General features: G+C 68.3%; 25 protein-coding genes. 16 read left to right on the top strand and 9 right to left on the bottom strand.

All coding sequences use genetic code 11. The features are described from left to right. Positions 1–9 precede the first annotated feature (9 nt). From ACFV9C_RS24700 to ACFV9C_RS24715, 4 genes are all read left to right on the top strand, one after another. Complete coding sequence (locus ACFV9C_RS24700; RefSeq protein WP_380197110.1) at positions 10–342, top strand: cytidine deaminase; 333 nt, start codon at positions 10–12, stop codon at positions 340–342. Next, on the top strand, positions 326–1,255 hold the full coding sequence (gene era / locus ACFV9C_RS24705) for a GTPase Era (RefSeq protein WP_380197112.1): 930 nt from the start codon (positions 326–328) through the stop codon (positions 1,253–1,255). Before ACFV9C_RS24700 ends, era begins: the two co-directional genes overlap by 17 nt. Next, the gene (locus ACFV9C_RS24710) at positions 1,255–1,923 is read left to right on the top strand and encodes a GNAT family N-acetyltransferase (RefSeq protein WP_380197114.1); all 669 of its coding nucleotides are present in this window, start codon (positions 1,255–1,257) and stop codon (positions 1,921–1,923) included. The genes era and ACFV9C_RS24710 overlap by 1 nt, the downstream gene beginning before the upstream one ends. Positions 1,924–2,040: 117 nt before the next feature. Further along, the gene (locus ACFV9C_RS24715; RefSeq protein ID WP_380197116.1) at positions 2,041–2,994 is read left to right on the top strand and encodes a hypothetical protein; all 954 of its coding nucleotides are present in this window, start codon (positions 2,041–2,043) and stop codon (positions 2,992–2,994) included. A 56-nt stretch (positions 2,995–3,050) separates the two neighbouring features. On the opposite strand, the gene ACFV9C_RS24720 is transcribed toward ACFV9C_RS24715, so the two are convergent. Further along, positions 3,051–4,037 (bottom strand): GNAT family N-acetyltransferase, encoded by a 987-nt coding sequence (locus ACFV9C_RS24720; RefSeq protein ID WP_380197118.1) that lies wholly within the window; start codon positions 4,035–4,037, stop codon positions 3,051–3,053. Between the two features lie 41 nt (positions 4,038–4,078). Further along, a complete protein-coding gene (locus tag ACFV9C_RS24725) occupies positions 4,079–4,498 on the bottom strand; it encodes a PPOX class F420-dependent oxidoreductase (protein WP_380197120.1) in 420 nt (139 codons plus the stop codon). 288 nt (positions 4,499–4,786) lie between these two features. Here ACFV9C_RS24725 and leuA point away from each other — a divergent pair, with 288 nt between their 5' ends. The 9 genes from leuA (at position 4,787) to ACFV9C_RS24770 (ending at position 14,798) form a co-directional block, all read left to right on the top strand. After that, positions 4,787–6,460 carry a 2-isopropylmalate synthase gene (leuA, locus tag ACFV9C_RS24730; protein WP_380197617.1) on the top strand — a complete coding sequence of 558 codons (1,674 nt, stop codon included), beginning with the start codon at positions 4,787–4,789 and terminating at the stop codon, positions 6,458–6,460. Between the two features lie 238 nt (positions 6,461–6,698). Beyond that, a complete protein-coding gene (locus tag ACFV9C_RS24735) occupies positions 6,699–7,799 on the top strand; it encodes an ABC transporter permease (RefSeq protein WP_380197121.1) in 1,101 nt (366 codons plus the stop codon). A 4-nt stretch (positions 7,800–7,803) separates the two neighbouring features. Continuing rightward, positions 7,804–8,700, top strand: coding sequence for an ABC transporter permease (locus tag ACFV9C_RS24740; protein WP_380197123.1), 897 nt, complete (start codon positions 7,804–7,806; stop codon positions 8,698–8,700). 5 nt (positions 8,701–8,705) lie between these two features. Next, positions 8,706–9,782, top strand: coding sequence for an ABC transporter ATP-binding protein (locus tag ACFV9C_RS24745; RefSeq protein WP_380197125.1), 1,077 nt, complete (start codon positions 8,706–8,708; stop codon positions 9,780–9,782). After that, positions 9,779–10,822, top strand: coding sequence for an ABC transporter ATP-binding protein (locus ACFV9C_RS24750; RefSeq protein ID WP_380197127.1), 1,044 nt, complete (start codon positions 9,779–9,781; stop codon positions 10,820–10,822). The genes ACFV9C_RS24745 and ACFV9C_RS24750 overlap by 4 nt, the downstream gene beginning before the upstream one ends. Further along, positions 10,822–11,028, top strand: a complete 207-nt coding sequence (locus ACFV9C_RS24755; protein ID WP_344189960.1) for a hypothetical protein — start codon at positions 10,822–10,824, stop codon at positions 11,026–11,028. The genes ACFV9C_RS24750 and ACFV9C_RS24755 overlap by 1 nt, the downstream gene beginning before the upstream one ends. Positions 11,029–11,091: 63 nt before the next feature. After that, positions 11,092–12,951 carry an ABC transporter substrate-binding protein gene (locus ACFV9C_RS24760; RefSeq protein ID WP_380197129.1) on the top strand — a complete coding sequence of 620 codons (1,860 nt, stop codon included), beginning with the start codon at positions 11,092–11,094 and terminating at the stop codon, positions 12,949–12,951. 42 nt (positions 12,952–12,993) lie between these two features. Beyond that, positions 12,994–14,448 carry a GNAT family N-acetyltransferase gene (locus tag ACFV9C_RS24765; RefSeq protein WP_380197131.1) on the top strand — a complete coding sequence of 485 codons (1,455 nt, stop codon included), beginning with the start codon at positions 12,994–12,996 and terminating at the stop codon, positions 14,446–14,448. A gap of 53 nt (positions 14,449–14,501) precedes the next feature. Continuing rightward, positions 14,502–14,798 carry an SAV_915 family protein gene (locus tag ACFV9C_RS24770; RefSeq protein ID WP_380197133.1) on the top strand — a complete coding sequence of 99 codons (297 nt, stop codon included), beginning with the start codon at positions 14,502–14,504 and terminating at the stop codon, positions 14,796–14,798. On the opposite strand, the gene ACFV9C_RS24775 is transcribed toward ACFV9C_RS24770, so the two are convergent. From ACFV9C_RS24775 to ACFV9C_RS24785, 3 genes are all read right to left on the bottom strand, one after another. Next, positions 14,757–15,404: an ATP-binding cassette domain-containing protein gene (locus ACFV9C_RS24775; protein ID WP_380197135.1), complete on the bottom strand. Its 648-nt coding sequence runs from the start codon at positions 15,402–15,404 to the stop codon at positions 14,757–14,759. The genes ACFV9C_RS24770 and ACFV9C_RS24775 overlap by 42 nt on opposite strands. Positions 15,405–15,468: 64 nt before the next feature. Then, on the bottom strand, positions 15,469–16,305 hold the full coding sequence (locus ACFV9C_RS24780; protein WP_380197137.1) for an ABC transporter ATP-binding protein: 837 nt from the start codon (positions 16,303–16,305) through the stop codon (positions 15,469–15,471). After that, complete coding sequence (locus ACFV9C_RS24785; RefSeq protein WP_380197139.1) at positions 16,302–19,400, bottom strand: FtsX-like permease family protein; 3,099 nt, start codon at positions 19,398–19,400, stop codon at positions 16,302–16,304. The genes ACFV9C_RS24780 and ACFV9C_RS24785 overlap by 4 nt, the downstream gene beginning before the upstream one ends. A gap of 151 nt (positions 19,401–19,551) precedes the next feature. On the opposite strand from ACFV9C_RS24785, the gene ACFV9C_RS24790 reads away from it, so the two are divergent. From ACFV9C_RS24790 to recO, 3 genes are read left to right on the top strand one after another with little or no spacing between them, the layout of a single operon-like run. Then, a complete protein-coding gene (locus ACFV9C_RS24790) occupies positions 19,552–20,541 on the top strand; it encodes an aldo/keto reductase (protein ID WP_380197141.1) in 990 nt (329 codons plus the stop codon). After that, entirely contained in the window at positions 20,538–21,380 is an 843-nt protein-coding gene (locus tag ACFV9C_RS24795) for an SDR family oxidoreductase (RefSeq protein ID WP_380197143.1), read from the top strand. Before ACFV9C_RS24790 ends, ACFV9C_RS24795 begins: the two co-directional genes overlap by 4 nt. Before the next feature lie 12 nt (positions 21,381–21,392). Further along, complete coding sequence (recO, locus tag ACFV9C_RS24800; protein WP_380197145.1) at positions 21,393–22,136, top strand: DNA repair protein RecO; 744 nt, start codon at positions 21,393–21,395, stop codon at positions 22,134–22,136. 40 nt (positions 22,137–22,176) lie between these two features. Here the strand turns inward: recO and ACFV9C_RS24805 are convergent, their stop codons facing one another. From ACFV9C_RS24805 to ACFV9C_RS24820, 4 genes are all read right to left on the bottom strand, one after another. After that, a complete protein-coding gene (locus tag ACFV9C_RS24805; protein WP_380197147.1) occupies positions 22,177–22,941 on the bottom strand; it encodes a hypothetical protein in 765 nt (254 codons plus the stop codon). After that, entirely contained in the window at positions 22,938–23,354 is a 417-nt protein-coding gene (locus tag ACFV9C_RS24810) for a hypothetical protein (protein ID WP_380197148.1), read from the bottom strand. The genes ACFV9C_RS24805 and ACFV9C_RS24810 overlap by 4 nt, the downstream gene beginning before the upstream one ends. A 184-nt stretch (positions 23,355–23,538) precedes the next feature. Then, the gene (locus ACFV9C_RS24815) at positions 23,539–24,540 is read right to left on the bottom strand and encodes a hypothetical protein (protein ID WP_380197150.1); all 1,002 of its coding nucleotides are present in this window, start codon (positions 24,538–24,540) and stop codon (positions 23,539–23,541) included. After that, positions 24,534–25,151 (bottom strand): hypothetical protein, encoded by a 618-nt coding sequence (locus ACFV9C_RS24820; RefSeq protein WP_380197152.1) that lies wholly within the window; start codon positions 25,149–25,151, stop codon positions 24,534–24,536. Before ACFV9C_RS24820 ends, ACFV9C_RS24815 begins: the two co-directional genes overlap by 7 nt. Between the last annotated feature and the right edge of the window lie 75 nt (positions 25,152–25,226).

A 25,226-nucleotide genomic window follows, 5' to 3' on the forward strand; every position in this document is an offset into this window, starting at 1 on the left:
GGAGTACTTTTGTCTGACCTGTCCGCCGAGGACGCCAAACTCGTCACGCTGGCTCGCGCCGCGCGCGCCCGTACCCGTGCACTGGAAGGCGCCGCCGTACGGGACTCCGACGGGCGGACGTACGCCGCCTGCACCGTGGCGCTCGACACCGTCGAGCTGACCGCGCTGCAGCTGGCGGTCGCGATGGCGCTCGCCTCGGGCGTGAAGGGCCTGGAGGCTGCCGCGGTGGTCACCGACGGCGAGGCCCCGGACGTGAACGTCGTACGGCACTTCGCCGGCGCCAACATTCCCGTAGTACTTGCGCAAGGCACCGGAGAGGTCCGCGATGTCGTCAACACCTGAGCACTTCAAGTCCGGCTTCGCATGTTTCGTCGGCCGGCCGAACGCGGGCAAGTCCACCCTCACCAACGCCTTGGTGGGGAAGAAGATCGTGATCACGTCGTCGAAGCCGCAGACCACCCGGCACGCGGTGCGCGGAATCGTGCACCGCGAGGACGCGCAGCTGATCCTGGTCGACACGCCCGGTCTGCACAAGCCGCGCACGCTGCTCGGTGAGCGGCTGAACGATCTGGTCAAGACCACCTGGGCCGAGGTCGACGTGATCGCGGTCTGCCTGCCGGCCAGTGACAAGATCGGCCCTGGCGACCGGTTCCTGGTCGGCGAGGCGGCCAAGGTCGCGAATACCCCGAAGGTCGCACTCGCCACCAAGGCCGACCTGGTCGCGCCGGACCGGATGGTCGAGCACCTCGCCGAGATCGCGGCGCTGGGCGAGTCGGCCGGGATCGAGTGGGCCGCGGTGATCCCGGTCTCGGCGACGTCCGGGTTCCAGGTGGACCTGGTCGCGGACGAGCTCGTCAAGCTGCTGCCCGAGGGCTTCCCGCTGTACCCGGACGGCGACATCACCGACGAGCCCGAGGAGACGCTCGTCGCCGAGCTGATCCGCGAGGCCGCGCTCGAAGGCGTCCGGGACGAGCTGCCGCACTCGATCGCGGTCACCATCGACGAGATGAACCTGCGCGAGGACCGCCCGGCGGACAAGCCGCTGCTGGACGTGTACGCGAACATCTTCCTCGAGCGGGAGAGCCAGAAGGGCATCGTGATCGGCCACAAGGGCGCCCGGCTGCGCGAGGTCGGCGCGGCCGCCCGCAAACAGATCGAGGCCTTGCTCGGTACGCCGGTGTACCTCGATCTGCACGTGAAGATCGCGAAAAACTGGCAGACAGACGCCAAGAACCTGCGCAAACTGGGGTTCTGATGATCCTGCAGAATCCGGTGTACGGCGCCCTGACCGGCCCGCACGCGTCCTTCGCCGAGGTGTCCGGCAACGCCCGCCGCTACCCGGCCGCGGTCGCGCCCTTCCTCGGGCTGCCCGACGTACTCACCGACGCCGACTGGATGGACGCGACCGAGCTGCTGCGGGCCGGCGGATCGGCCGCGATGATGCGGCCCGAGTTCGAGGTCCCGGACGGGATCAAGATCGACAGGGTGTTCGACCTGGTCCAGTTCACCGCGCCGGACGACCTGCCCGCGGCGGACCCGGAGGCGGTCCTGCTCGGCGTGGACGACGTACCGGACATGCTGGCGCTGGTCGCACTGACCGACCCGGGCCCGTTCCGCAGCCGCACGATCGAGCTGGGGACGTACCTCGGCATCCGCCGCGGCGGCGAGCTGATCGCGATGGCCGGCACCCGGTTCAGCCTGCCCGGGTACGTCGAGATCAGCGCGGTCTGCACGCACCCGTCGGCCCGCGGCGAGGGCCTCGCGACCCGGCTGATCCGGGCGGTCGCCGCGGAGATCACGGCGACCGGCCGGCACCCGTTCCTGCACACCGGTGGCACGAACGCCAGCGCCATCCGGCTCTACAACTCGCTCGGCTTCACGCTGTCGAACGAGATGAAGGTAACGATCGTGTCAGCGGTCTAGCCTGGAACGTTGCAACAAGGTGCAATCGCGGCGCGTCCTGCCCCCGCGCGCATTATGCTCGCGCGCACGATCTCGAGGCCCATCGAGGTTGTTCGTCTCCTGAGGGGGAGTCCCACGATGAAACTGCAGCGCTTCGCGCTCGCCCTGGCCGGGGTCGGCATGCTCGCCGCCACGGCCGCCGCCGGCCCGGCGACCGCCGCCGTCCGGTCCGACCCGACGCCCGCGATCGCGCATCCGGCCAAGGGCAACCTGAAGACCACGCCGAACACCAAGCTCGCCTCCGGGGGATGCAACCAGGACGTGGGCTTCAACACCCCGAAGCCGGGGATCAACGACGTCCTGGTGACGCCGGGCAGGCCGCCGCGCGGTCAGTGGTACGCCGAGTTCCCGTTCGCCGGCACCCGTCTCAACACGGCGTGGTACGGCGTGCAGACCGACGCGCACTTCTACTACCACGGCCTGTTCGTGCAGAACGGCACGCTGTACCGCGGCGTCACCTACTTCGACACCGACAACGCGCGGCCGACGTACGCGCGGATCGGCTCCGGCTGGACCAGCTTCACCCAGCTCGTGACGTCGAACTACGCGATCACCGCGCCGAACCGGTCGTACCTGTACGGGCTGAGCACCAACGGCAGCCTGTACCGCTACGCGGCGTCGGGCGCCACCTTCCGGGCGCTCGGACACTTCGCGGGCTTCAAGGGCTTCAAGGCGATGACCGTGATTTCCGAGAACCCGACCTACGACACGCTGCTGATGACCACGAAGGCAGGCGCGCTCTGGACGGTCCGGATCCCGGCCGCGGCCTCGACCAAGCCGATCCTGAAGCTGGTCCGGAGCACGGGCTTCGCGGCGTACGAGTCCCTGGCCGCCATGGAGTGTGGTACCAAGGGCGGCACGCTGGTGACCGGTTTCGACAACGACACCGACTCGGTCTACCAGTACGCGATGAGCAAGTTCAACGGCTCGAAGACCGCGATCACGTCCTACGGCCGGATCCCTGGCGGCACCGTCCCGGGTACCGGCATCTTCTCGGTCACCGGGCACTGGAACCAGCTCGTGGGCGAGTGATCCCGCAGTAGTGCAGAGCCCGGGGGCGCCGCTCGACGCGGCGCCCCCGGTCTGTCTCAGAGGTTCTTCTGGTAGTTCAGGATGCGGGCGACGATGTGGTAGTTGAGCGCCTCGTTGATCCCGATCATGTGGTTGTTGGACTCGGCGTTCCAGGTGTCGATCTGGGTCAGCGCCGGCTCCGCCGCGCGCAGCCAGAGCAGCATGCCGGACTTGAGCAGCGCGCCCAGGCGGTGGCCGCGGTGGTCCCGGGAGACCGCAGTGTCGTGCTGCTCGCCGATGTACGGGCGTTCGCGCTCGACGGCGATCACCGTATGGCCGGCCAGATCGCCGGTGTCCTTCCGCCGGGCGATCACCCGGTAGACGGTGCGCTCGCTCTTCGCCTGCGCCTCCTCGTACGCCCGCAGCCGCTCCGGGCTGTAGACGTCGTCCTCCAGGTCGAGGTCGTCCTTCGGCGCGTCGTTGATCGACTCGGTCACCGCGACCATGTCCTCGAGCAGCTCCTCCGGCAGCGGCCCGGTCAGCTTGACCAGCTCGTACGCCGACGCCGCGGCCAGCGACTCGTCGTACATCCGCTGGACGAGGCCCCAGTCGAGGCCGGCCAGGTCCTGGCGGCGGTTCACCTCGACGGCCTTCTGCTCGTACCGGTGCCGCTGGGCGAAGGCCTCGGCCTTGGGCAGGTCGAGCCCGCCGAGGCCGGTCGTCGTCCGGCCGAGGTCGCGGGTGACCTGTTCGCCGTACTCGATCAGTGTGGAGCCGATCCCGCGGCCCCGGTGGTCCGGGTGCACCTTGACGTCGAGCCAGGTCTGGTTGGTGTTCTCGTACTGCGGGACGTTGACCGTGAGCACACCGACGGGGGTGTCGCCCTCGCGGGCCAGGTAGGCCTGCGCGGGCTCCAGGTCCCAGCCGTAGCGCAGCATGTTCGCGAAGGTCCGCGGGGTGTGCTGGACGAACTCAGGGCAGTCCAGCTTCCAGCCGGCCGAGTCCACGGCCACGGCCTCTGCGCATCCGACCTCGTCGTCGGGGGACAGTTGGGTGATCTTCACGCCCCCAGCGTCCACCGGAACGCTCGGTTCCCGCATCTGGTTTATCTGGGGGCCGGCATTCCGTACGCGTGGTCGACCGTCATCGAGAACATCAGCCGGTTGTCCCGCACCATCACGGCGCGGTACTCGTCCCAGTCCGGGTGCTCGCCGGACGCGGTCCGGTAGTAGTCGACCAGGTCCTCGACGACCTCGTCGTGCGGGTCCGCCGCAACCGCACTGAGCTCGGCCTTCCCTTCCAGCACAAGGTATGAGCGCCCACGTGGCCCGTTGATGTACAGGCTCGCGCGTGGGTCGCGGCGGAGGTTCCTGGTCTTCGCGCGATCGTCGGTGAGCGAGACCCGGATCCGGGTGCCGTCGAACACATAGGTGACATTGGACAGCTGCGGCCGCCCGTCCCGCTTGATCGTCACCAGCGCCGCGAGCCCGTGCGTACCGACCCGGTCGAGCAGAGTTTCTGTCATGCCGCCACTGTATGAACTCAAGCGCGCTTGAAGGCAAGGAACGTCACGCTGCGTGTCTCGGCGGGTGAGACCCCCGGTTCGACGGGGTGGGGGAGGTGTGCATAAACTCGGCTGCATCATTCGGCACCAGCTTCTCCTCCTTCGCTGCCGCGGCGAGGCCTGACCCAGGCCGGTTTCCTCGCCGCGGAGTTCTGTCGTACGCCGGTCGTCCCGCACGACACCCGTACTCGCGAGGAGAACCCCGTGGCACCGAAGAACCAGCCCAAGCCCGTCCAGCAGTCGTCCGGTATGCCGATCCACCGGTACCGCCCGTTCCCGCCGATCGAGCTGCCGGACCGCACCTGGCCGGCCAAGTCCGTCGACCGGACCCCGCGCTGGCTGTCCACCGACCTCCGGGACGGCAACCAGGCGCTGGTCGAGCCGATGTCGCCGGCCCGCAAGCGGCGGATGTTCGACCTGCTGGTGAAGATGGGCTACAAGGAGATCGAGGTCGGTTTCCCGAGCGCCAGCCAGTACGACTTCGACTTCGTCCGGAGCCTGATCGAGGACGACGTGATCCCGGACGACGTGACGATCTCGGTGCTGACCCAGGCCCGTGAGGAGCTGATCGAGCGCACCGTGCAGTCGCTGCAGGGCTCGCCGAAGGCGACCATCCACCTGTACAACGCGACCGCGCCGCTGTTCCGCCGGGTGGTCTTCAACGTCGACAAGGCCGAGTGCCGCAACATCGCCGTACGGGGCACCGAGACCGTGATGAAGTACGCCGACGAGATCCTCGGCGACTGCGAGTTCGGCTACCAGTACAGCCCGGAGATCTTCACCGGCACCGAACTGGAGTTCGCGCTCGAGGTGTGCGAGGCGGTCAGCGACGTCTGGCAGCCCGCTGAGGGCCGCGAGATCATCCTGAACCTGCCGGCCACCGTCGAGATGTGCACCCCGAACGTGTACGCCGACCAGATCGAGTGGTTCGGCCGGAACCTGACCCGCCGTGAGCACAGCACGATCAGCCTGCACCCGCACAACGACCGCGGTACGGCGGTGGCCGCGACCGAGCTGGCGCTGATGGCCGGCGCCGACCGCGTCGAGGGCTGCCTGTTCGGCCACGGCGAGCGGACCGGCAACGTCGACCTGGTGACGCTGGGGATGAACCTGTTCAGCCAGGGCATCGACCCGCAGATCGACTTCGCCGACATCGACGAGATCCGCCGTACGGTCGAGTACTGCACGCAGATGCGCGTCCCGGAGCGCCAGCCGTACGCCGGTGACCTGGTCTACACCGCCTTCTCCGGGTCGCACCAGGACGCGATCAAGAAGGGCCTGGAGGCGCTCGACAAGCAGGCCGCGGCCGAGGGCCGGCCGGTCGGCGAGATCGCCTGGGAGGCGCCGTACCTGCCGATCGACCCGAAGGACGTCGGCCGGTCGTACGAGGCCGTGATCCGGGTCAACTCGCAGTCCGGCAAGGGCGGCGTCGCGTACATCATGAAGTCGGAGCACCGGCTCGACCTGCCGCGCCGGCTGCAGATCGAGTTCAGCCGGGTGATCCAGCAGCACACCGACACCGAGGGCGGCGAGGTCGGCCCGCAGGTGATGTGGGACATCTTCGCGGCCGAGTACCTGGCGCCGGGCAAGCTCTCGCTGCTGAGCGTCAACTCGACGTCCGGCGAGGGGCACGGCGACCAGCTCCGCGTCCAGGTGTACGCCGACGGCGTACCGCACGAGCTGGTCGGCGAGGGCAACGGCCCGGTGTCGGCGTTCGTGGACGCGCTGCAGCCGCTGAAGTACGACGTCCGGGTGCTGGACTACCACGAGCACGCGCTCTCGGCCGGCGGTGACGCGCTGGCGGCGGCGTACGTCGAGTGCGAGGTCGGCGACGAGGTGTTCTGGGGTGTCGGCCGGGATGCCAACATTCTCACTGCCTCGCTGAAGGCCGTGGTTTCGGCGGTCAACCGCGCCACTCGCTGACCCCTGCAACCCCGAGTGCCCGTCTCCGTGTCGGAGGCGGGCACTTCCTGCACTCCCCGGTACCGTTTCGTCACGGTCCGCAACGTTGTCTCACTGTTGCCTCAAGTCGTTGACTCGGTGACTGAGGTTGCGCACACTAGCGACACTATGCGCAGATCCTTGCAAGACAGTGTTACTAAGTCGAGCTGAGTGGGATCTGCGCCACCGACTTTCCCTGGTAGTCGCGTGGAGGTGAGCAGTGAGTGGTGCGGTCGACACGTCCGCGGCGGAACTGATCGAAGGTCCCGCCGTCGAACCGAGACCTTCGGCCGTACGGCGGTTCTTCAACGCCTGGCTGGTGCGAAGACTGTTCAAAGCGGTCCTGACAGTCTTCATCGTGACAACCGGGACGTTCTTCCTGGTCAGATTGTTACCCGGTAACCCGGTCGACACCTATATCCAGACGCAGATCGCGCAGACGGGTATCTCGTACGAGGCGGCGGCCGCGCAGGCGAAGAACCTGTTCTCGCTGGACCCGAACGAGCCGTTGATCGCGCAGTACTTCCACTACATGGTCAACATGCTGCACGGCGACTTCGGCAACTCGCTGCTGTCGCCGGGTACGACGGTCGCCTCGGTGATCAAGACGTACCTGCCGTGGACGCTGTTCTCGGTCGGCGTCGCGACGGTGTTCAGCTTCGTCATCGGCATCGTGGCCGGGATGATCATGGCGTACCGGCGGGAGACCTGGATCGACCACCTGCTGACGTCGATCGGCTCGGTGCTGCACGCGATCCCGAACTACATCCTGGCGATCCTGATCGTGGTCTTCCTCGGCGTGAAGCTGCAATTCTTCGACCTCACGGCCGCCCGTGGCTCGTACACACCGGGCGTGACACCGTCGTTCAGCTTCAGCTTCCTGAACGACATCTTCTACCACGCGACGCTGCCGATCCTGGCGTACGCGCTGACCACGGTCGGCTCGTGGGCGCTGGTGATGAAGTCGTCGACCGTGGAGACACTCGGCGAGGACTACGTGACCGTGGCCCGGGCGCGCGGCCTGTCGGACAACCGGATCCGGTCCGGGTACGTCGGGCGGAACGCCGTACTGCCGCTGTTCAGCCAGCTCGCGGTGTCGCTGGGGTTCGTGGTCGGCGGCTCGATCTTCGTCGAGCGGATCTTCGGCTACCAGGGCATCGGGTTCAGCCTGTACAACGCGGTCAACGGCCGCGACTACGCCGTACTGCAGGGCATCTTCCTGGTCGTGACGATCTCGGTCGTGGTCGCGAACCTGCTGGCCGACCTGCTGTACAGCCAGCTGGATCCGCGGATCCGGGTCCAGGGCAAGGGCAAGGGGTGACGAGATGACCGAGGCAACCATTCCCGTCGCCGCGATCGGTACGCCGGGCGTCTCCCGGTTCGCCGGCATCCTCAGGTCGCTGCGCCGCAGCCCGGCCGGGTTCATCGGGTTCGTGATCGTCGCGCTGATGGTGCTGATCACCGCGATCGTGCCGTTCTTCCTCCCGGACGTGTCGCCGAACGTCAAGGAGATCCTGCTCCCGGCCGGTTCGCCCGGGCACCTGCTCGGCACCGACAACGAGGGCAAGGACGTCCTGATCCAGTTGATCGGCGGCGGCCGGACGGTGATCTTCGTCGGCTTCTTCGCGGCCGCGATCTCGACCGCGCTGGCGATCGTGCTCGGCTCGCTCGCGGCGTACCTCGGCGGCTGGGTCGACTCCGTCGTGGTCACGCTGGCCGACGTCTTCCTGACGGTGCCGCAGATCGTGCTGCTCGCGGTCCTGGGCGCGTTCTTCAAGCTCGATTCGCCGCTGCTGCTCGCGCTATTGGTCGGCGGCCTGTCCTGGCCGGTGCTGACCCGGGCCGTCCGGGCCCAGGTGTTCTCGCTGAAGGAGCGCGAGTTCGTCGAGGCGGCCCGGCTGCTCGACCTCGGCACCGCGCGGGTGGTGTTCGTCGAGATCCTGCCGAACATGGCCAGCTTCATCCTGATGAACTTCATGATCGGCGTGACCAACGCGATCTACCAGCTGGTCGGCCTGTACCTGCTCGGTCTCGCCCCGCTGACCGGCTCCAACTGGGGGATCATGCTCAACCGCGCCTGGATTGCCGGCGCGATCTTCAACGACGCGAGCCTCGGCTGGATCCTCAGCCCGATCATCGCGATCGTCCTGCTGCTGGTCGGATTGGTGATGATGACTCGGTCCCTCGAAGAGATCCTCAACCCGCGGCTCCGGGACCGGTGATCTCGATGACCACTTCGAACACTCGGGCGAAACGTGGCGGCGAAGGCAAGCCGCTGCTGTCGGTGCGTGACTTCCACGTCGAGTACCGGACCGGTGCCGGCGCGACCGTGCAGGCGGTCCGCGGTGTGGACCTCGACCTGTACCCGGGCGAGAGCCTGGCGCTGGTGGGGGAGAGCGGCTGCGGCAAGACGACGTTCGGCCTCGGCCTGCTGCGGTTGCTGCCGCGGCTCGGTCACGCCAGCGGGAAGGTTCAGTTCAACCGCGGCGACGGTACCGAGATCGACGTACTCGGGCTGGACGGCCGGGACCTGCGAGAGTTCCGCTGGCGGGACGCGGCGATGGTGTTCCAGGGCGCGATGAACGCGTTCAACCCGGTGCTGAAGATCCGCGCGCACATGCACGACACGATGCGCGCGCACACCAAGGCCTCCAAGCAGGAGATCGAGGACCGGGCCGGCGAGCTGCTCCGGCTGGTCCGGCTCGAGCCGTCGCGGGTGATGGACAGCTACCCGCACGAGCTCTCCGGCGGGATGCGGCAGCGCGTGCTGATCGCGATGAGCCTGCTGCTGGAACCCGAAGTACTGATCCTGGACGAGCCGACCACCGCGCTCGACATCCTCACCCAGCGGTCCGTCGTCGACGTGCTGCACGAGGTCCGGGACCGGCTCGGGTTCTCGATGATCTTCATCTCGCACGACCTGTCGCTGGCCGCCGAGCTCGCCGACCGGGTCGCCACCATGTACGCCGGACGCATCATCGAGACCGGCGGCGTCCGGGACATGTTCTACCGCCCGCGGCACCCGTACACGCTCGGCCTGATCAAGGCGGTGCCGCCGATCGTCGGCGACCTGCCCGACATGGAGTCGATCCCCGGCGGCCCGCCCAGCCTGGCGTCGCTGCCGGCCGGCTGTACCTTCGCGCCGCGGTGCAAGTACGCGACCGAGGAGTGCAACGAGACGGACCCGCCGCTGACCCCGATCACCGACGAACCGGGTGACGCGCACGAGGCAGCTTGTATCCACGCCAAGGACGTGCACCTCGAGCGCGAGGTGCCGAGCGAGAACCTGGGGACGGCATCATGAGCGCACTCGAGAAGTCCCCCGAGGCCACCGCGAACACGGCACCGCTGATCACGCTCGGCGGGGTCAGCCAGGTGTTCGACACCAAGGCCGGCCCGATCCGGGCAGTCGACAACATCAACCTGTCGATCAACCCCGGCGAGGTGCTCTGCCTGGTCGGCGAGAGCGGCTCCGGCAAGACCACGGCGGCCCGGATGGCGGCCGGTCTGGCCCGGCCGAGCAGCGGGCAGGTCGCGTTCGAGGGCACCGACATCTGGTCGCTGCGGCGCGGCGACTTCACGAAGTTCCGGCGCAGCGTGCAGTACGTGCACCAGGACCCGTACGCCTCCCTGAACCCGACGCGTACGATCCAGCAGACCCTCACTGCTCCGCTGCTCAAGCACGGCCTCGTGAAGGGCAAGAAGGAGGCCGCGGACAAGGCCGCCGAACTGCTCACCCAGGTCGACCTGACGCCGCCGGAGAACTACCTGCCGAAGTACCCGCACCAGCTGTCCGGCGGGCAGCGGCAGCGGGTCGCGGTGGCCCGGGCGCTGACCCTCGACCCGAAGCTGATCATCGCCGACGAGTCCACCTCGATGCTGGACGTGTCGATCCGGATCAGCGTGCTCGCGATGCTCGGCCGGCTCCGCGACGACCTCGGCGTCGGCTTCCTGTTCATCACCCACGACCTCGCGATCGCGAAGTACTTCGGCTGGCGCGGCAAGACCGCGGTGATGTACCTCGGCCGGATCGTCGAGTTCGGGCCGACGCCGAAGATCATCAATGCGCCGACGCACCCGTACACCCGGGCGCTGATCGACGCGATCCCGGAGCCGGACCCCGACCTGACCAAGACCAAGGGCCGGGAATCCCTGCGCAGCCTGGAGATCCCGAGTCTGGCGCACCTGCCGTCCGGGTGCTCGTTCCATCCGCGCTGCCCGCAGTTCGAGGACGGGCTGTGCGACGGGAAGGTCCCCGAGCTGATCGAGATCCGGTCCGGGCAGTCGGCCGCGTGCCACGTGGTCGCGCGCGACGGCGTACCCGAACAGCAACCGGGGAGCTGATGGGCCCCCAGATCGGCCGGGCGGCGCTCGGCTGGGCAGCGTTTCTCGTGCTGGCCAGCGGGGTCCTGCTGCTCACCCTGACGCCGGGCACCCCGGAGTTCGTCGTCACCCTGTTCACCTTGTGTTTGGGCCTGCTGCTGGGCCTGGTGGTCGTCGTCGGGGTGGTCATCACCCGGCGGCGGGAGAAACGCGAGGGCGGTAGTTAGTCCCCACCAATGAGTAGTACCTGACCCACATGGGCGTGCGGTCAGTCCAGAAAGGACCAAGGAATGAGTCCCACCGGCACCAACGATTCCGGCTCCAACGGGACGGGCGCGAGCGCCCGGACCAATGCCATCTCCCGCCGCAACGTGCTCCAGCTGTTCGGCATCGCCGGTGTCGGCGCGGCCGGCATCGGGTCCCTGGAGGCCTGCTCGCCGAGCAAGCCGAACGCCAGCGGCGGCAACGGCGGTGGCAGCAAGGAGTTCCACGGCGCGTACCCGTACCAGCTGCCGCCCAAGGGCCACTTCAACCTGGCCGCGGGTGTTCTCGACGGCATCCAGATGGCGACCAGCCCGTACAACGACCTGATCTACCCCAGCGCCGGCTTGTACTACTGGGCCGACAAGAAGTGGGAATGGATGATGGCCGAGTCCGGCACGCTGGACGAGGCGACGAAGACCTACACGATGAAACTGCGCTCCGGGCTGACCTGGAGCGACGGCAAGCCGGTGACGGCGAAGGACGTCGTGTCGACGTTCAACCTGCAGTGGCTGATGCGGCAGCCCCCGTGGGACTTCCTGTCCGACGTCACGGCAAAGGACGACACCACCGTGGTGTTCGCCATCGGCACGCCCTCCACGGTGCTGGAGCGCTTCATCCTCCGGGCGCCGATCCTGCCGGACTCGGTGTACGGCGAGTGGGCGACCAAGGCCGAGACGGTCCGGAAGGCCAAGGGCAGCCTGGACAGCGGCGACGGCAAGCAGCTGAACGGCGACTTCCAGAAGTTCCGCCCGGAGAACCCGGTCGTCTCCGGTCCGTTCAACTTCGACGTCAAGAGCATGACCAACTCGCAGATGACGCTGGTCAAGAACCCCAAGGGCCTGTTCGCCGACAAGATCGGCTTCGACAAGGTCGTGCTGTACAACGGTGAGACCTCCGACGTCACGCCGGTCGTCCTGAACAAGGACGTCGACTACGCCACCCACGGGTTCGCCGTCGCCACCGAGAAGACCCTGCTCGGCAGCGGCTTCCGGATCCTGCGGCCGCCGGTGTACTCCGGCCCGGCGCTGGTGTTCAACTACACGGCGCACCCGGAGCTGTCCGACCCGCGCGTCCGGCAGGCGATCGCGTACGTCCTGGACCGGGCCGAGAACGGCACGGTCGCGCTCGGCGACTCGGGCAAGCCGTGCAAGTTCATGGCCGGCTTCTCCGACATCCTGGTGCCGGACTGGGTCTCGGACGCGGACCAGAAGAAGCTCCAGGCGTACGACAAGGACGAGGCCAAGGCCACGTCGCTGCTGCAGGCCGCCGGCTGGAAGAAGACGGGCGGCAAGTGGATGCTGCCGAACGGCAAGCCGGCCGCCTACGACATCAAGTTCCCGACCGAGTTCGCGGACTGGAACCCGGCCGCCACCAACGCGGCCGACCAGCTGAACAAGTTCGGCTTCAACATCACCAAGCGCGGTATCACCTTCACCCAGCTGAACCCCGACGTCCTGACCGGGAAGTTCGACTTCGCGATCCAGAGCTGGGGCGCGTCGAACCACCCGCACCCGTACTTCGCGTACGTCCAGGACCTGTACACCTTCAACTACGTGGTCGCCGCGAACCAGGGCGGCAAGGGCATGAACTTCCCGCTCAAGCAGACCACCTCGACCGGTCCGATCGACCTGAAGGCCGTGGTGGACAAGTCCGCGCAGGGCCTGGACCTCGACGCGCAGAAGAAGAACGTCACCGCCGCGGCGATGGCGTTCAACGAACTGCTGCCGATCATCCCGCTCTGGGAGCGCTACGGGAACAACCCGGCGCTCGAGGGCAAGCGGGTCGCGAAGTTCCCGGCGGACGACGACCCGATCCTGAAGAACGCGCCGTACGCGGACAACTTCGTGATCATGTACATGTACCAGGGCAAGGTCGCCCCGGTCTAAAGGACTGGCGTTCTGACCTGTTTGTTTGATTGGGTCGGCCGGGTGATCGTGATACGCGAGATCGACCCGGCCGACCTGGCCCTGTTCGACGAGTGGTACGACGCCCTCCGGGCCGGCGCGGTCGCCGGGCGGGAGGCGGCGCTGGTCGAGACCCGGGAGGCGCTCGGGTCCTCGCTGCGGAACCCCGGCCCGTTGAAGACCCGGCGCGCGGTCGGCGCGTTCGAGGACGACCGGGTGCTCGGGGCGATGCTGTTCGAGTACCGGCTGGCCGACAACCTGGACGCGGTCGAGGTCGAGATCGACGTACCGCCGGAGCACCGGCGGCGGGGGATCGGTACGGCGCTGTGGCAGTGGGCCGTCACCCGCGCGGCGCAACTCGGGCGGACCATCGTGCAGACCGAGCTCGGCGTACCGGCGGATCCGTGGTCGGGGGCAACGTTCGCCGCGCGGCTCGGGTTCGCGGTCGAGCACGTGGAGGAGCATCTCGTCGTGCCGCTGCCGTACGACGACCTGCTGCTGGAGGATCTGCGGTCCTCGGCGGGGCGGCTGGACGGGTACCGGCTGACGTCCTGGGCGGGGGTGTGCCCGCCGGAACATCGGCAGGCGTACGCCGACCTGCACAGCGCGATGGACCTCGACGTACCGACCGGCGGGATGACCCGCGAGATCGTGCCGTGGACCGTCGAGAAGCTGGAGGCGAGTGAAGCGCGGGTCGACCGCAACTACCTCGCGCTGGTGACGATGGCGCACACGCTCGACGGTGCGCCGGCCGGGTACACGCTGATCTACCTGCCGCGCGCGAACGCCGAGCACGCCCAGCAGGACGACACGCTCGTACTGCGTGAGCACCGTGGCCACAACCTCGGCACGTTCCTGAAGCTCGCGAACCTCTCGCAGCTGGCGAAACACCGCACCTCGCAACGGTATCTGCACACCTGGACCGCGTTGTCGAACACACCGATGCGCAAGGTCAACGCCCGCTTCGGGTTCCGTGCCGTCGAGCAGAATCGTGAACTGGAGCTCGAACTGCCGCGGCTGCGGCCTGCTGCTCGCGGGGTGATCGTGGATCCTGCCGATCAGGTGCTGCTGGTGCGCTTCGAGTTCGCCGACGGGCCGGTGTGGGCGACTCCGGGCGGCGGCCTGGAAGCCGGTGAGACCGTGCTCGAGGGGCTGCGTCGTGAGCTGATCGAGGAGGTCGGGCTCAGGGACTTCGCCGACCCGCCGCACGTGTGGCACGAGGAACATGTCGCCGAGGGTCACGCGGCCGGGTACGACGGCGTACTCAACGACTACTTCCTGATCCGCACCGACCACTTCGAGCCCTCCGGCTCCATGTCGGCCGCGGAGCTCCGGGACGAGAACGTGCACGCGATGCGCTGGTGGACGGCCGACGAACTCGCCGCCCACGAAGGCCGCTTCGCGCCGGCTGATCTCCCTGCGCTGCTGCGCCGGGCTCTCGAGTCAGGCCCTCCGACCACCCCGGTTACACTGCTGTAAGAGTGCTGTGAGAAAAGGCGCTCCGGGCAACGAACCGGCTTAGCGTGGATGGTGTGAAGCCTCCGCATACCGCTGACTGGTTCGTCCCCGTCCACTCCATCGGCGACATCGCCGCCCCGCGAATCGGGCGGCTGCCCGACAGGTCCCGGGTCGGCATCGCCTTCACCACATTGGCGAACCTCCGCCGTGCGTCCGGACCCGGGCAGGAGTGGATGCGGCTCACCGAACAAGCCCTCCGCGATACCCTCACACCCCTCGGCATTACCCGGATCCAACTGGACCCGGTGTTCGTCGGTCCGGATCCGGTGCTACAGCCGTCGTATCCAGCTCAGCCTGCCCTCGTCCATTAGCGCGTGGCCGTCGGCGCTGTCGGCGACGTTCGGGTCGTGGGTGGCGATCACAACGGCCGCGCCCCGGCGGGCCTCCTCGTGCAGCAGGCCGAGGACCCGTTCGCGGTTGCTGCTGTCGAGCTCGCTGGTCGACTCGTCGGCGAGAATCACCCGCCCCTGCTGGGCGATCCCGCGCGCCACCGCGACCCGCTGCTGCTCGCCGCCGGACAGCTCCTCCACCAGGTGGTCGCCGCTCTCCTCCAGCCCGACACCTTCGAGCGCCTGCTGGATCCGCCGGTCGACGTCCTCGCCCGGCGGATTCTCCGCCAGCAACGGGATCGACAGGTTCTCGCGCGCGGTCAGGACCCGCGCCAGCCCGTTCCCCTGCGGGATCAGTACGACGCCGTGCCTCGCCGCGGCCGGCCGGTTCGCGATCACCAGCCCGTCGATCTCGACCTCCCCCTTGGCGACCGGCACCGCGCCGGCGATTGCCCACAGCAACGACGTCTTACCGGCGCCGGACGGACCGCTGACCGCGAGCACGAACCCGGGCGGCACCGTGAACGACACGTCCGACACAGCGGTCAGCTCCCCGTACCGCACCGTCACCTGGCTGACCTCGATCATCCGTGCTCCTCCTGTCGCACCGGGGTCGGGTCGCCGTGTCGGACTGTTACCTGGCCGACCTCGATCATTCGTCGCCCTCCTGCCGTACCGGGGTCAGCCGGATCTCGCCGCCATCGGTGCTGACCTGGACGAGCGTGCCGGCCGGCAGCAGTTCCGCCACATGCGGCGGCAGCGGCAACGACCCGTCGACCGCGACCACGGCGTACTCCTCACCGGAACGACCCTCGGAGGCGATCCGGCCGTCCCGGATCGTGATCGTCCGGGGGAGTGTCGCCGCCACCTCGGGGTCGTGGGTGACCAGCAGTACGGTCATCCCGGTCTCGCGGTTGATCGTGCGTAGCGCCTCGAGTACTTCGTCGCGCGCGCGATGGTCGAGCTGGCTGGTCGGCTCGTCCGCGAGCAGCAGACCGGGCATCGTGGCGATGCCGACGGCGACCGCGCAGAGCTGGACCTGTCCGGGCGTCGACCTGGCCAGCTCGGCCGCCGCATGGTTGCCGAGGCCAACGAGTTCGAGAATCTCCCGCGGTTCGGGGAGGTGGTGGCCTGCTGGGGCGGACTGTTGCGCGTACCGGATGTTCTCCGCGGGCGTCAGATACGGGATCAGGTTCCGGCCGGCGCCCTGCAGCACGATGCCGACGTCGCCGGAGCGCATCCGGTCCAGCTCGGCCTCGGTCATCGTCGCGACGTTGTGCTCACCGATCTGCAGCCGGCCGGCGCTCGGCGTCAGCAGGCCGCCACACAGTTGCAGGAGGGTCGACTTCCCGGCGCCCGACGGCCCGAGCAGCCCGACCAGTTCGCCGGGCCGCACGGTGATCCCGATCCCGGACAGCGCCGCGACGTCATGCCCGTGCGCCCGGTAGATGTGCACGAGCCCCGTCGTACTGATGGCCAGCCCGCTCATGTCAGCTCCTCCCGGATCCGGCTGTAGCTGGAGCGTCTGTTCACGCCGCTGCCGAGCATCAGCGTCACGGTGGCGAGGACCGCCGTACCTCCCGCCCAGAGGGCGATCGCGATCGGCCAGTTGAAGCGCAGGTCGAGCGGCACCGGGCTGTCGCTGTTCGCGAACAACGGGATCATCGGCAACGCGACCCGTGCGCCAACCAGCCCGCAGACCGTCCCGAGCAGTACGGCGAGCGCCACCGGACCGGTCTGTTCCCACCGCGCCGCCCGTCCCGTCGCACTCGCCGGTACACCGGTGAGCTGCAGGCTCGCGTAGTCCTGCGCCCGCGAACGCCAGGACGTGACGATTGTCAACAATAGGACGACGATCGCGAGCACCCACGCGGCGAGGCCGACGACCGGCGTCAGCTGCAGCGCCAGCGCGCTGGCGGACCGCCCGTACGACGCGATCCGGTCGTCCCGCCGATCGACCAGCTCGGCGTTCAGCCCGGCTTTCGTGAACTGCTCGGCGATCCGGTCGACGTTCGCCATCCCGGCCTTGTTCAGCCAGACCTCGAAGTCGGTTCCGCCTTCGTCCACGGCACCGCCGAGCCGGCGGACCGTCTCCAGATCGACCACCGCGGTGTGCGTGCCGTACCGGTTGACCGGGCCGCGGAGCCGGTCGATCCGGTCCAGCTTCATCGGCGAACTGTCGATCCCCGGGCTGGTGGTGGTGCTGTCGTAGTGGTACTCCGGCGTGACCAGCGCGGGCACCGCCGCCGGCACCGTCCGGTACTGCATGAACTGGTCGTTGCCGAAGCTCTTCATTCCGATTGTCAGCAATCCACCGGGCTTGGCGGTGGCCGAGCCCTGGTCGTCGTCGACCGTACTGACCGTCGACCAGTCCTTCGGCGTCCCGAGCGTGACGGCCGGATTGTCAGCTGTCGACAATCTGCTGATCGTCAGATCGCCTTCCATCCCGACCTGGTCGGCCGTCTCGCGCCCGATGCCGAGTCGCAGCAGGTCGCACCCGGCCTGACACTCGATCGGTGCCCGCAGCACGACCGGCTTCGTGGCGGGCAGCGTCAGCGGCGGGAACGAGACCAGGTACCGGGCACCGTCACGATGGCTCACGACGTTCGCCCGCAGGACGACGGACTTCGGCTTGCCGCTGCCAGTGGTCGTCGTCGCCCGCGCGGTGATCGGCCCGGTCGACAGTGTGATCGTCAACTGAGCACCGCGAAGCTCGATCGGTGCTACGTCCGGCGCCGTCAACGTCCGCCATCCGTCGGCGTCGGTCAGTTGCTCGCCGTGGAACGCGATCCGGCGGAAGCTGTCCGGCTCGATCATCTCGGTCTGCAGGGCGTCGGGTGAGCCCGGCCGGGACACCACCACCGGCGTCAGCCACTGCCGGTCCGGGTCGATCGTGTCGACCGCGCTCAGGAAGTCGGCGAAGTACAGCGAGTTCATCCGCAGTACGCCCTCGGCGCCGGTCTCGTACCCGGAGCGGTCATCGCGGTTGCGGGAACCGACCGACGCAGCCTGACCGGCGAACGTGAGCAGCGCGGCGGCCACCGCGACCGCGGCCACGATCCGGGCCACCGCCGGACGACGCGAGACCTGCAACGCACCGAGCGCCAGGCCAAGCCGTCCACGGCGGAGCGCGCCGCGGCTGATCAGCCCGGCCGCCGGCAGCAACAGATGCGCGAACGCCAGCCCGGCCGCGAGCGCCAGCAGCGCCGGTGTGAGCACCGGCAACGGCCCGCGCCCGTTCCCGGTGAGCGCTCCCACCAGCCCGGCCACGGCGAACACGATGATGCACAGATCAGCGACCCCGATCGCCCGCCCATGCCGCCGCGCGACGCGCCGCAGCAGGCTCGAGATCGGACGCCGTACGACGCCACGCACCTCAAGCACCACCACCGCCAGCGCGACGGCAACGGCCGCCCCGAGCGCGGCCGGCACCGTCCACGGCAACTCCGCCGGCGCGCCACCGCGCAGCCACGTATGCCGGACGACTGTCAGGATCCCGAAGCCCAGCACGCCTCCGAGCAACGTCCCGACCAGCACGGGCAACCCGAGCTCGATCGCCAGCACCCGGTGCGTACGGCGCGCAGACGAACCACGCAACCGCGACAGCGCGATCTCCGGCCGGCGCTGGTCGACGACCGCCGCCAGCGCGAGCGCCAGTACGACGACCGCGAACAGCGCGACCTGCACCATCACCAGCGGGATGATCGTGGTCGCCTGCTGGCGTTCCGCCTGGATCTGATCGATCAGCGAGGCGAGCGACGACGTCACCTCGGCCAGGCCGCCGAGTTGCTCCTGGGCGTTCCCGTTCACGGTCCGGGTCGCGTTCTGCAGCCGGTCCAGGTCGTCGAGCCGGTTCACGCCGGGCAGCGGCCGGAGGTCCGACGTGGCCTTGGCGGCGAAGTTGGCGTTGCCGGTGAGCGTCGTACGTTCGGTGAACATCTCGTCCGACCACCCGGGCTCGTCGCCGGCCGGCTTGCGCGAGTGGCCGGTCGGGTAGTCGCCGAACCAGTAGTCGCCGCGAGCCTCGTTCGGGCGGTAGAAGCCGACCACCTTCACCGGCTGGGCGGGGTAACTGCCGCTGGTCGCCGCGGCCAGGGTCTGCCCGACATTGATATCCCACAGCGACTTGTCCGCGACCGACGCGATCACCTCGTTCGCGGCCTTCGGGCATGCGCCTTCGACAACCGTGAGCTGGGCGCAGTACCCGTCCCCCCAGCGCAGCCGCATCGTGATCGGGTCGTCCGCTGCCGTGGCGCGCCACGAACTGTCGACGTACAGCCCGTGCACGGGCGGGGTGAAGTGCGACCGGAGATCGGTGGGCAGGAGTGTGTCGAGCTGTTCCGGCGTGACCTGGGCATCACTGGTCGTACTGGTCTTCCAACCGGGCGTAGCGACCGCGCTGCGACTGACGATCAGCCAGGACGCCGGCAGCCGCTGGCCGTCCAGGGTCTCGGTCATCACGGTCTGCTCGACGGCCCGCGCGAACCACGGCCCGAACACGGCGCAGGTGCCGATCAGCAGGCTGACGCCGGTCAGTACCAGGGCCTGTGCCCAGCGGTACTGCAGCGCCCGTCGTAGAAACATCGCCACCCCCAGCGTCCGTGTCGCCCGCCGAATGTACGGAATGTTTCGGCGACTGGGGCCGGCGGCGGCAAAATGTCACATTAATGTTGTCCAGACAGGAATCCCGGTGCCCCTTTCGCCCGCCGGACGGCCGCGGCGGTAGGTTCGGCACATGCGTTCTTCCCAGCTCGGTGACCTGACCGTTTCCAGCCTCGGCCTCGGCTGCATGGGGATGTCCCAGTCGTACGGGGTCCGCCAGGACGACGCCGAGTCGATCGCGACCCTGCACGCCGCCATCGACGCGGGCTGCACGTTCCTCGACACCGCGGACGTGTACGGCGACGGCGCGAACGAGGAGTTGGTCGGCCGCGCGCTGGCCGGCCGCCGCGACGAGGTGGTGCTCGCGACCAAGTTCGGGTTCAAGCGCCCGGCCGCGGCGTCCGACGTACCGACGGTCGTCGACGGCTCCCCGGCGTACGCCGCGCAGGCCCTGGACGCGTCGCTGCGCCGGCTCGGCGTGGACCACGTCGACCTGTGGTACCTGCACCGGCGGGACCCGCAGGTCCCGATCGAGGAGACGGTCGGCGCGATGGCTTCGATGGTCGAGGCGGGGAAAGTGCGGTACCTCGGGCTGTCCGAGGTGAACGGCGACACGGTGCGCGCGGCGCACGCCGTCCATCCGATCAGCGCCGTACAGAGCGAGTGGTCGCTGTGGACGCGCGACCCGGAGACCGTCGTACTGCCGGCGTTGCGGGAGCTCGGGATCGGGTTCGTGCCGTTCAGCCCGCTCGGGCGTGGGTTCCTGACCGGGCAGATCACGTCCGAGGCGGACTTCCCCGCGGACGACATGCGGCGGGGGCTGCCCCGGTTCCAGGGCGAGAACTTCCAGCGCAACCTCGACCTGGTCGCCCAGGTGCGGTCGCTGGCGGCGTCGAAGGGCGTGACGCCGAGTCAGCTCGCGCTCGCGTGGTTGCTTGCGCAGGGCAACGACGTGGCGCCGATCCCGGGGACCAAGCGGCGGTCGTACCTGACCGAGAACCTCGGCGCGCTCGACGTCTCGCTGAGCGCCGACGAGCTGGCCGCGCTGGACGCGACCTTCCCGGCGGACGCGGTGGCCGGCCAACGGTACGCCGCGGGCGGGATGGACCTGGTGGGCAAGTGATCGGCATCACCGGCGCGACCGGGCAGCTCGGGTCGCGGATCGTCGCCCGGCTGACCGGCGTACCGCTGCGGCTGATCGTGCGGGACCCGGCGCGGGCGCCCGTACTGCCGGACGTGTCGGTCGCGCGGGCGGCGTACGGCGAGCACGCGGCGCTGGTGTCCGCGCTGGACGGGGTCGACGTACTGATGTTGCTCAGTGCAACGGAATCGGCGGACCGGGTCGAGTTGCACAAGGCAACGGTCGACGCGGCGGTGGCGGCCGGGGTACGGCGGATCGTGTACACCTCGTTCGTCGGGGCGGCGCCCGGGGCGACGTTCACGTTCGCGCGCGACCACTGGCACACCGAGGAGCACATCAGAGCGTCGGGCGTCGACTTCACGTTCCTGCGGGACAACCTGTACCTCGACTTCGTGCCCGGGTTCGTCGGCGCCGACGGCGTGATCCGCGGGCCGGCCGGCGACGGCCGAACCGCCGCCGTCACCCGCGATGACGTCGCCGCGGTTGCCGCCGCGGTACTCCGCACCGCCGGTGCTTCGCCCGCACCCGACCGGTACTCGGGCGCCACCTACGACCTCACCGGACCCTCGGCGTTCACCCTTGCCGAGGCCGCCGCCCTCCTCACCGACGCCTGGGGCCGCACGATCCGCTACGAGCCGGAGACCCTCGACGAGGCGTACCGCTCCCGGGAGTCGTACGGCGCCCCCGCCTGGGAGGTGGCCGGCTGGGTCACGTCGTACGCCGCCATCGCCAGCGGCGAACTCGGCCACGTGTCCACGGCGGTCCGGGACATCACCGGAGTCGAACCAACCAGCCTGGAGCAGTATGTCCGTGCTCAATGAGAGACTGGTGGGGTGCCGCTCTACCGGGATCAGGCGATCGTGCTGCGCACCCAGAAGCTGGGTGAGGCGGACCGGATCGCCACGCTGCTGACCCGCGCCAACGGCAAGGTCCGCGCCGTCGCCAAGGGAGTCCGCCGTACGTCGTCCCGCTTCGGCGCCCGGCTGGAACCGTTCAGCTACGTCGACCTGCAACTCGCCACCGGCCGCACCCTCGACGTCGTCACCCAGGCCGAGTCGATCGCGGCGTACGGCGAAGGCATCGTCAACGACTACGCCCGCTACACCGCCGGCACCGTGCTCCTCGAGACCGCCGACCGCCTGGTGGTGGAAGAGAAGGAACCAGCCCTCCAGCACCACCTGCTGCTGGCCGGCGCCCTTCGCGTCCTGTCCACCGGCGAACGCGAACCGGCCCTGGTCCTCGACTCGTTCCTACTGCGTTCCCTGTCGATCTCCGGCTACGCCCCGTCCTTCGACGACTGCGCCCGCTGCGGCGAGCCAGGCCCGCACCGAGCCTTCAACCCCGCCTCCGGCGGCATGGTCTGCACCACCTGCCGCCCCCCAGCCTCAGCCATGCCCTCCCAATCCACAGTCACCCACCTCACCGCCCTCCTCACCGGCGACTGGCCCACCGCCCTCCAAGCCGACCCCCGAACCCGCCGAGAATCCACCGGCCTGATAGCCGCCTTCTTCACCTACCACCAAGAACACCAACTCCGCTCCCTCCCCCACCTGGACCTCACCACAGGCGCAGGCTGATCTTTGCCGCCCCACGTTCTCCTCGGGCGGCCGCGATGGCCTACCTGTCCTGCTCGGTGTTCCTCGTTCGATCGATGCCTGCCGGTCTGCTGGTCTTACTGGCCTCGGGAGCGGCGGAGGGAGCTTGTGGGGTGCCAGGTCCGGGCACGCCGTCGAAGGCGGCGTGCTGCGCCGAGCCGCGCTGATTGGCTGTCAGCACGGGCGATGTTCCGCGCTGCTCCGGAGGCACAACGGTGTTCAGCTTCTGGGCAAACCCTCGCAACTCCTGGCCATCGGCCATTGTGTCGATGAGCGCCGACATCGTTTTCGGGTCTCGCCGGTTGCCGTCGAGCATCGCTTGTAGGCCTTCTTGCACGCGCTGAGGATCCTCGTCGAGCTTTCGGTTCAAGAACTGATTGAGACTCTCGACCCGCATCGCGTTCGGCCCAGACGTCGGTGGATCGAAGTCCTTCAGATTATCAGTGACGAGCACGTCCGACTCGCTGTACACGGCGCCTGCCAGCACGTGCTTGTCCTTCGGATCCGCCTGCATCTGATCCTGCAGTTCCTGCGGCGGTGCTTCCACCATCGCATCCGGGAAGCCGACGTTCATCGCCCTGATGCGCCGGTCGATGTCCGCCTCGGGCAGCCCAGGCGGTCTGTTCCGGCGCATCTCGTCGATGACCTGCTGCGTCCAGTGCGGCTCGAAGACGTCGTGGTCTGCCAGTGACAAGAGGACGTGGGTGGTCTGCTGGCCTCGAATCACGTTGGCATCCAGAAATGCGTGCTCGGGCGAGTCGAAATCGAACGATTCCGACCGTGTCATGACGGTTGTCCGTCGTCCTCGGGATCGTCGCCCAGCAGCTCATCGAGGGCCGCGCGTCGGGTTCTGCGACGTTCGGAGTCCCAATTGATGACGTCAGCTAGCTGTACCCAGTCGACATATTCCGACGAGCGGAACGGGATCTCACCCGCGGCGACGTGTTTACGCAACACATCTCGCCGTACCGCGATCGCGTCGGCTGCCTGGTCGATCGGGAGCTCGGGTCGTAGCGGGCTGATCTTGACCCCTCTGCCAGCCCGCATCGCAGCAACTACGTGCTGAATCGCTTCGAACACGAGCGGCGGAAGCTCCTCACGCACCCCATCCGGCCCAACGATCGCCGGTCCACCCGGCACTACGTGCCGCTCGTCCGCATCGAGTAGATAGATCCGCGCGTCAGTCGTCGGTCCGGCCATGCCCAGATACTAACTGTCACATCAGCCCTTGCTCCGGGCTATTGCGCGAGCCTGTGGATAAGTGGTCTTCGACCCTCTGTCCATCACGGGCTTCCACTGCCAACGGCGACTCCGCCCGCACCTGCTCAACCGACGCCCAAGTCGTCATACCCCGAACCTCTTCCTCCCTCGCACAATGTGCCGCTCAGCAACCACCCGCACCCGGCGCGGAAGCATCACCACCACCCGGATCCACAATCACCGGCACCGCTTCACCGATCCGCAGCTGCGTCGCGGCCTGTTGGGTCATACCGATCTGGCCAGTGTCTCCGAGTGTGCTCTCCCAGGTGATCTCCCACTGAGCAACCGCAGTCACCGGATACTTGCAATTCGGCAGCTTGCGCGAAGTCTTCACATACCGATGCCCACAGGTGGGAGAGTTCTTCACCCCCACGGACTTGTCGTACGGCGTCCCCGGGCCGTCGCACCGCACCGTGCTTCCGTCTCCCATCGACCAGTCAATTGCCTTCACGCGCGCCGTAGCCGTGACAGACAAGCCAGGCACGCTCGCACTCCGAACAATCGGACCCCAGGTGCTCTCACTCTGCGTCACCCACATCCAAACCGGCATGTTCACCAGGCCGATCTGACCGGGCGCTGGGGCGGTTTTGATCAGCGGCGGCGCCAGTTGCATTTCTGCAATCGCCTCGTACGCCAATGTCACCGGATCGACGACGACTGTGTCCGGCTTTCCAGGTAGCCACACCCATTCGGTGATGAGATGTTTGCCCTTGTCGTAGCCCTGCTCTCGTGTGCACGCCCAGATGCTGCCATCCGTATGACCTTTCCAGCGTGGGTCGTCGAACGGTGGATCGGGCGTCTCGCGCCGCATGTAGCATTGATGGCTATTGGACCAGTTTCCCTGAAACGAATCCGTGCAGGCCTGCGGAACGCCGTGGAAGTTGCATTCTGGCTTGGTGACTTTCTGGTGGGTCGGAGGCTTGCCTGGTTTCGACGGAACGCCGGGAATCTTGATGATTGACCTCGGCACCCACCAGCATTTGTTCAGGAGCTTGCTGCATTTGGGGACGACGTCGCCCTCCGGCTTTGGCGGCAGCGTCGGCCCACCATGAGGTCCGATGGCAGCAAGGGTGACTGCAAGAAACGTCTGCCCCAGGCTGCGCATCAGCCCCAACTGGGTCAGCATTTCGCATCTCCGCTTTCGTCAATCAGAAACCAGGCCTTCTTGCCATCAGTTCCCGAGGCAAGAACCATGCGAGCCTGCGTTAGATGGCGAGACCCGTTGTCCGGACCGAGCGGCACCGGCTTCTTGGTCGATTGATAGCGAATGATGACTGCGCTGGAATCAACGCAGGTTGTCAAGGTCACCTCCGGCTCGCCTGTCAATCGAACTGACTTCGGGGACGGCGGAGACAGTTTGACGGATCCGCTCTGATACCAACCGTTGTCTCGATACGAGGTGAGGTCATCGATGATGTCGGTAAGCCATTGTCCACCGTTACCAGTTCGTTCGAGAGTCGCGCGGTTCGACTTCGCAGGATTCTGCATCGCCAGCTCGGTAGCCCGACGCGCAGCCAGGTAGCGCGCGGTCGCAGCGGAGATTGCGGCCTCTTCCTCGGCGCTCCAGGTCGGAGTCGAAGGTGTGGTGGAGACCGGAGAGGTGGGAGCGTCCGTCGTGGCGGTTGTTGTCGACGGCGTGTTGGGGTGGCCGGCTTCGGGGGAGCCTTGGCACGCGGCTAGCGCTGTGAGGGCGCAGAGGGCGGCGGTGGCGGGGAGGAAGGCCGGTCGGCGGGGCATGGGGTGGGGCTCCGTTCTTGGGTGGTTGTGGGTTAAGGGTTGCATACGGAGGGTGTTCGGTGGGGTGGGTTATCC

It is taken from the genome of Kribbella sp. NPDC059898 (assembly GCF_042730855.1).
Classification (GTDB): Bacteria; Actinomycetota; Actinomycetes; order Propionibacteriales; family Kribbellaceae; genus Kribbella.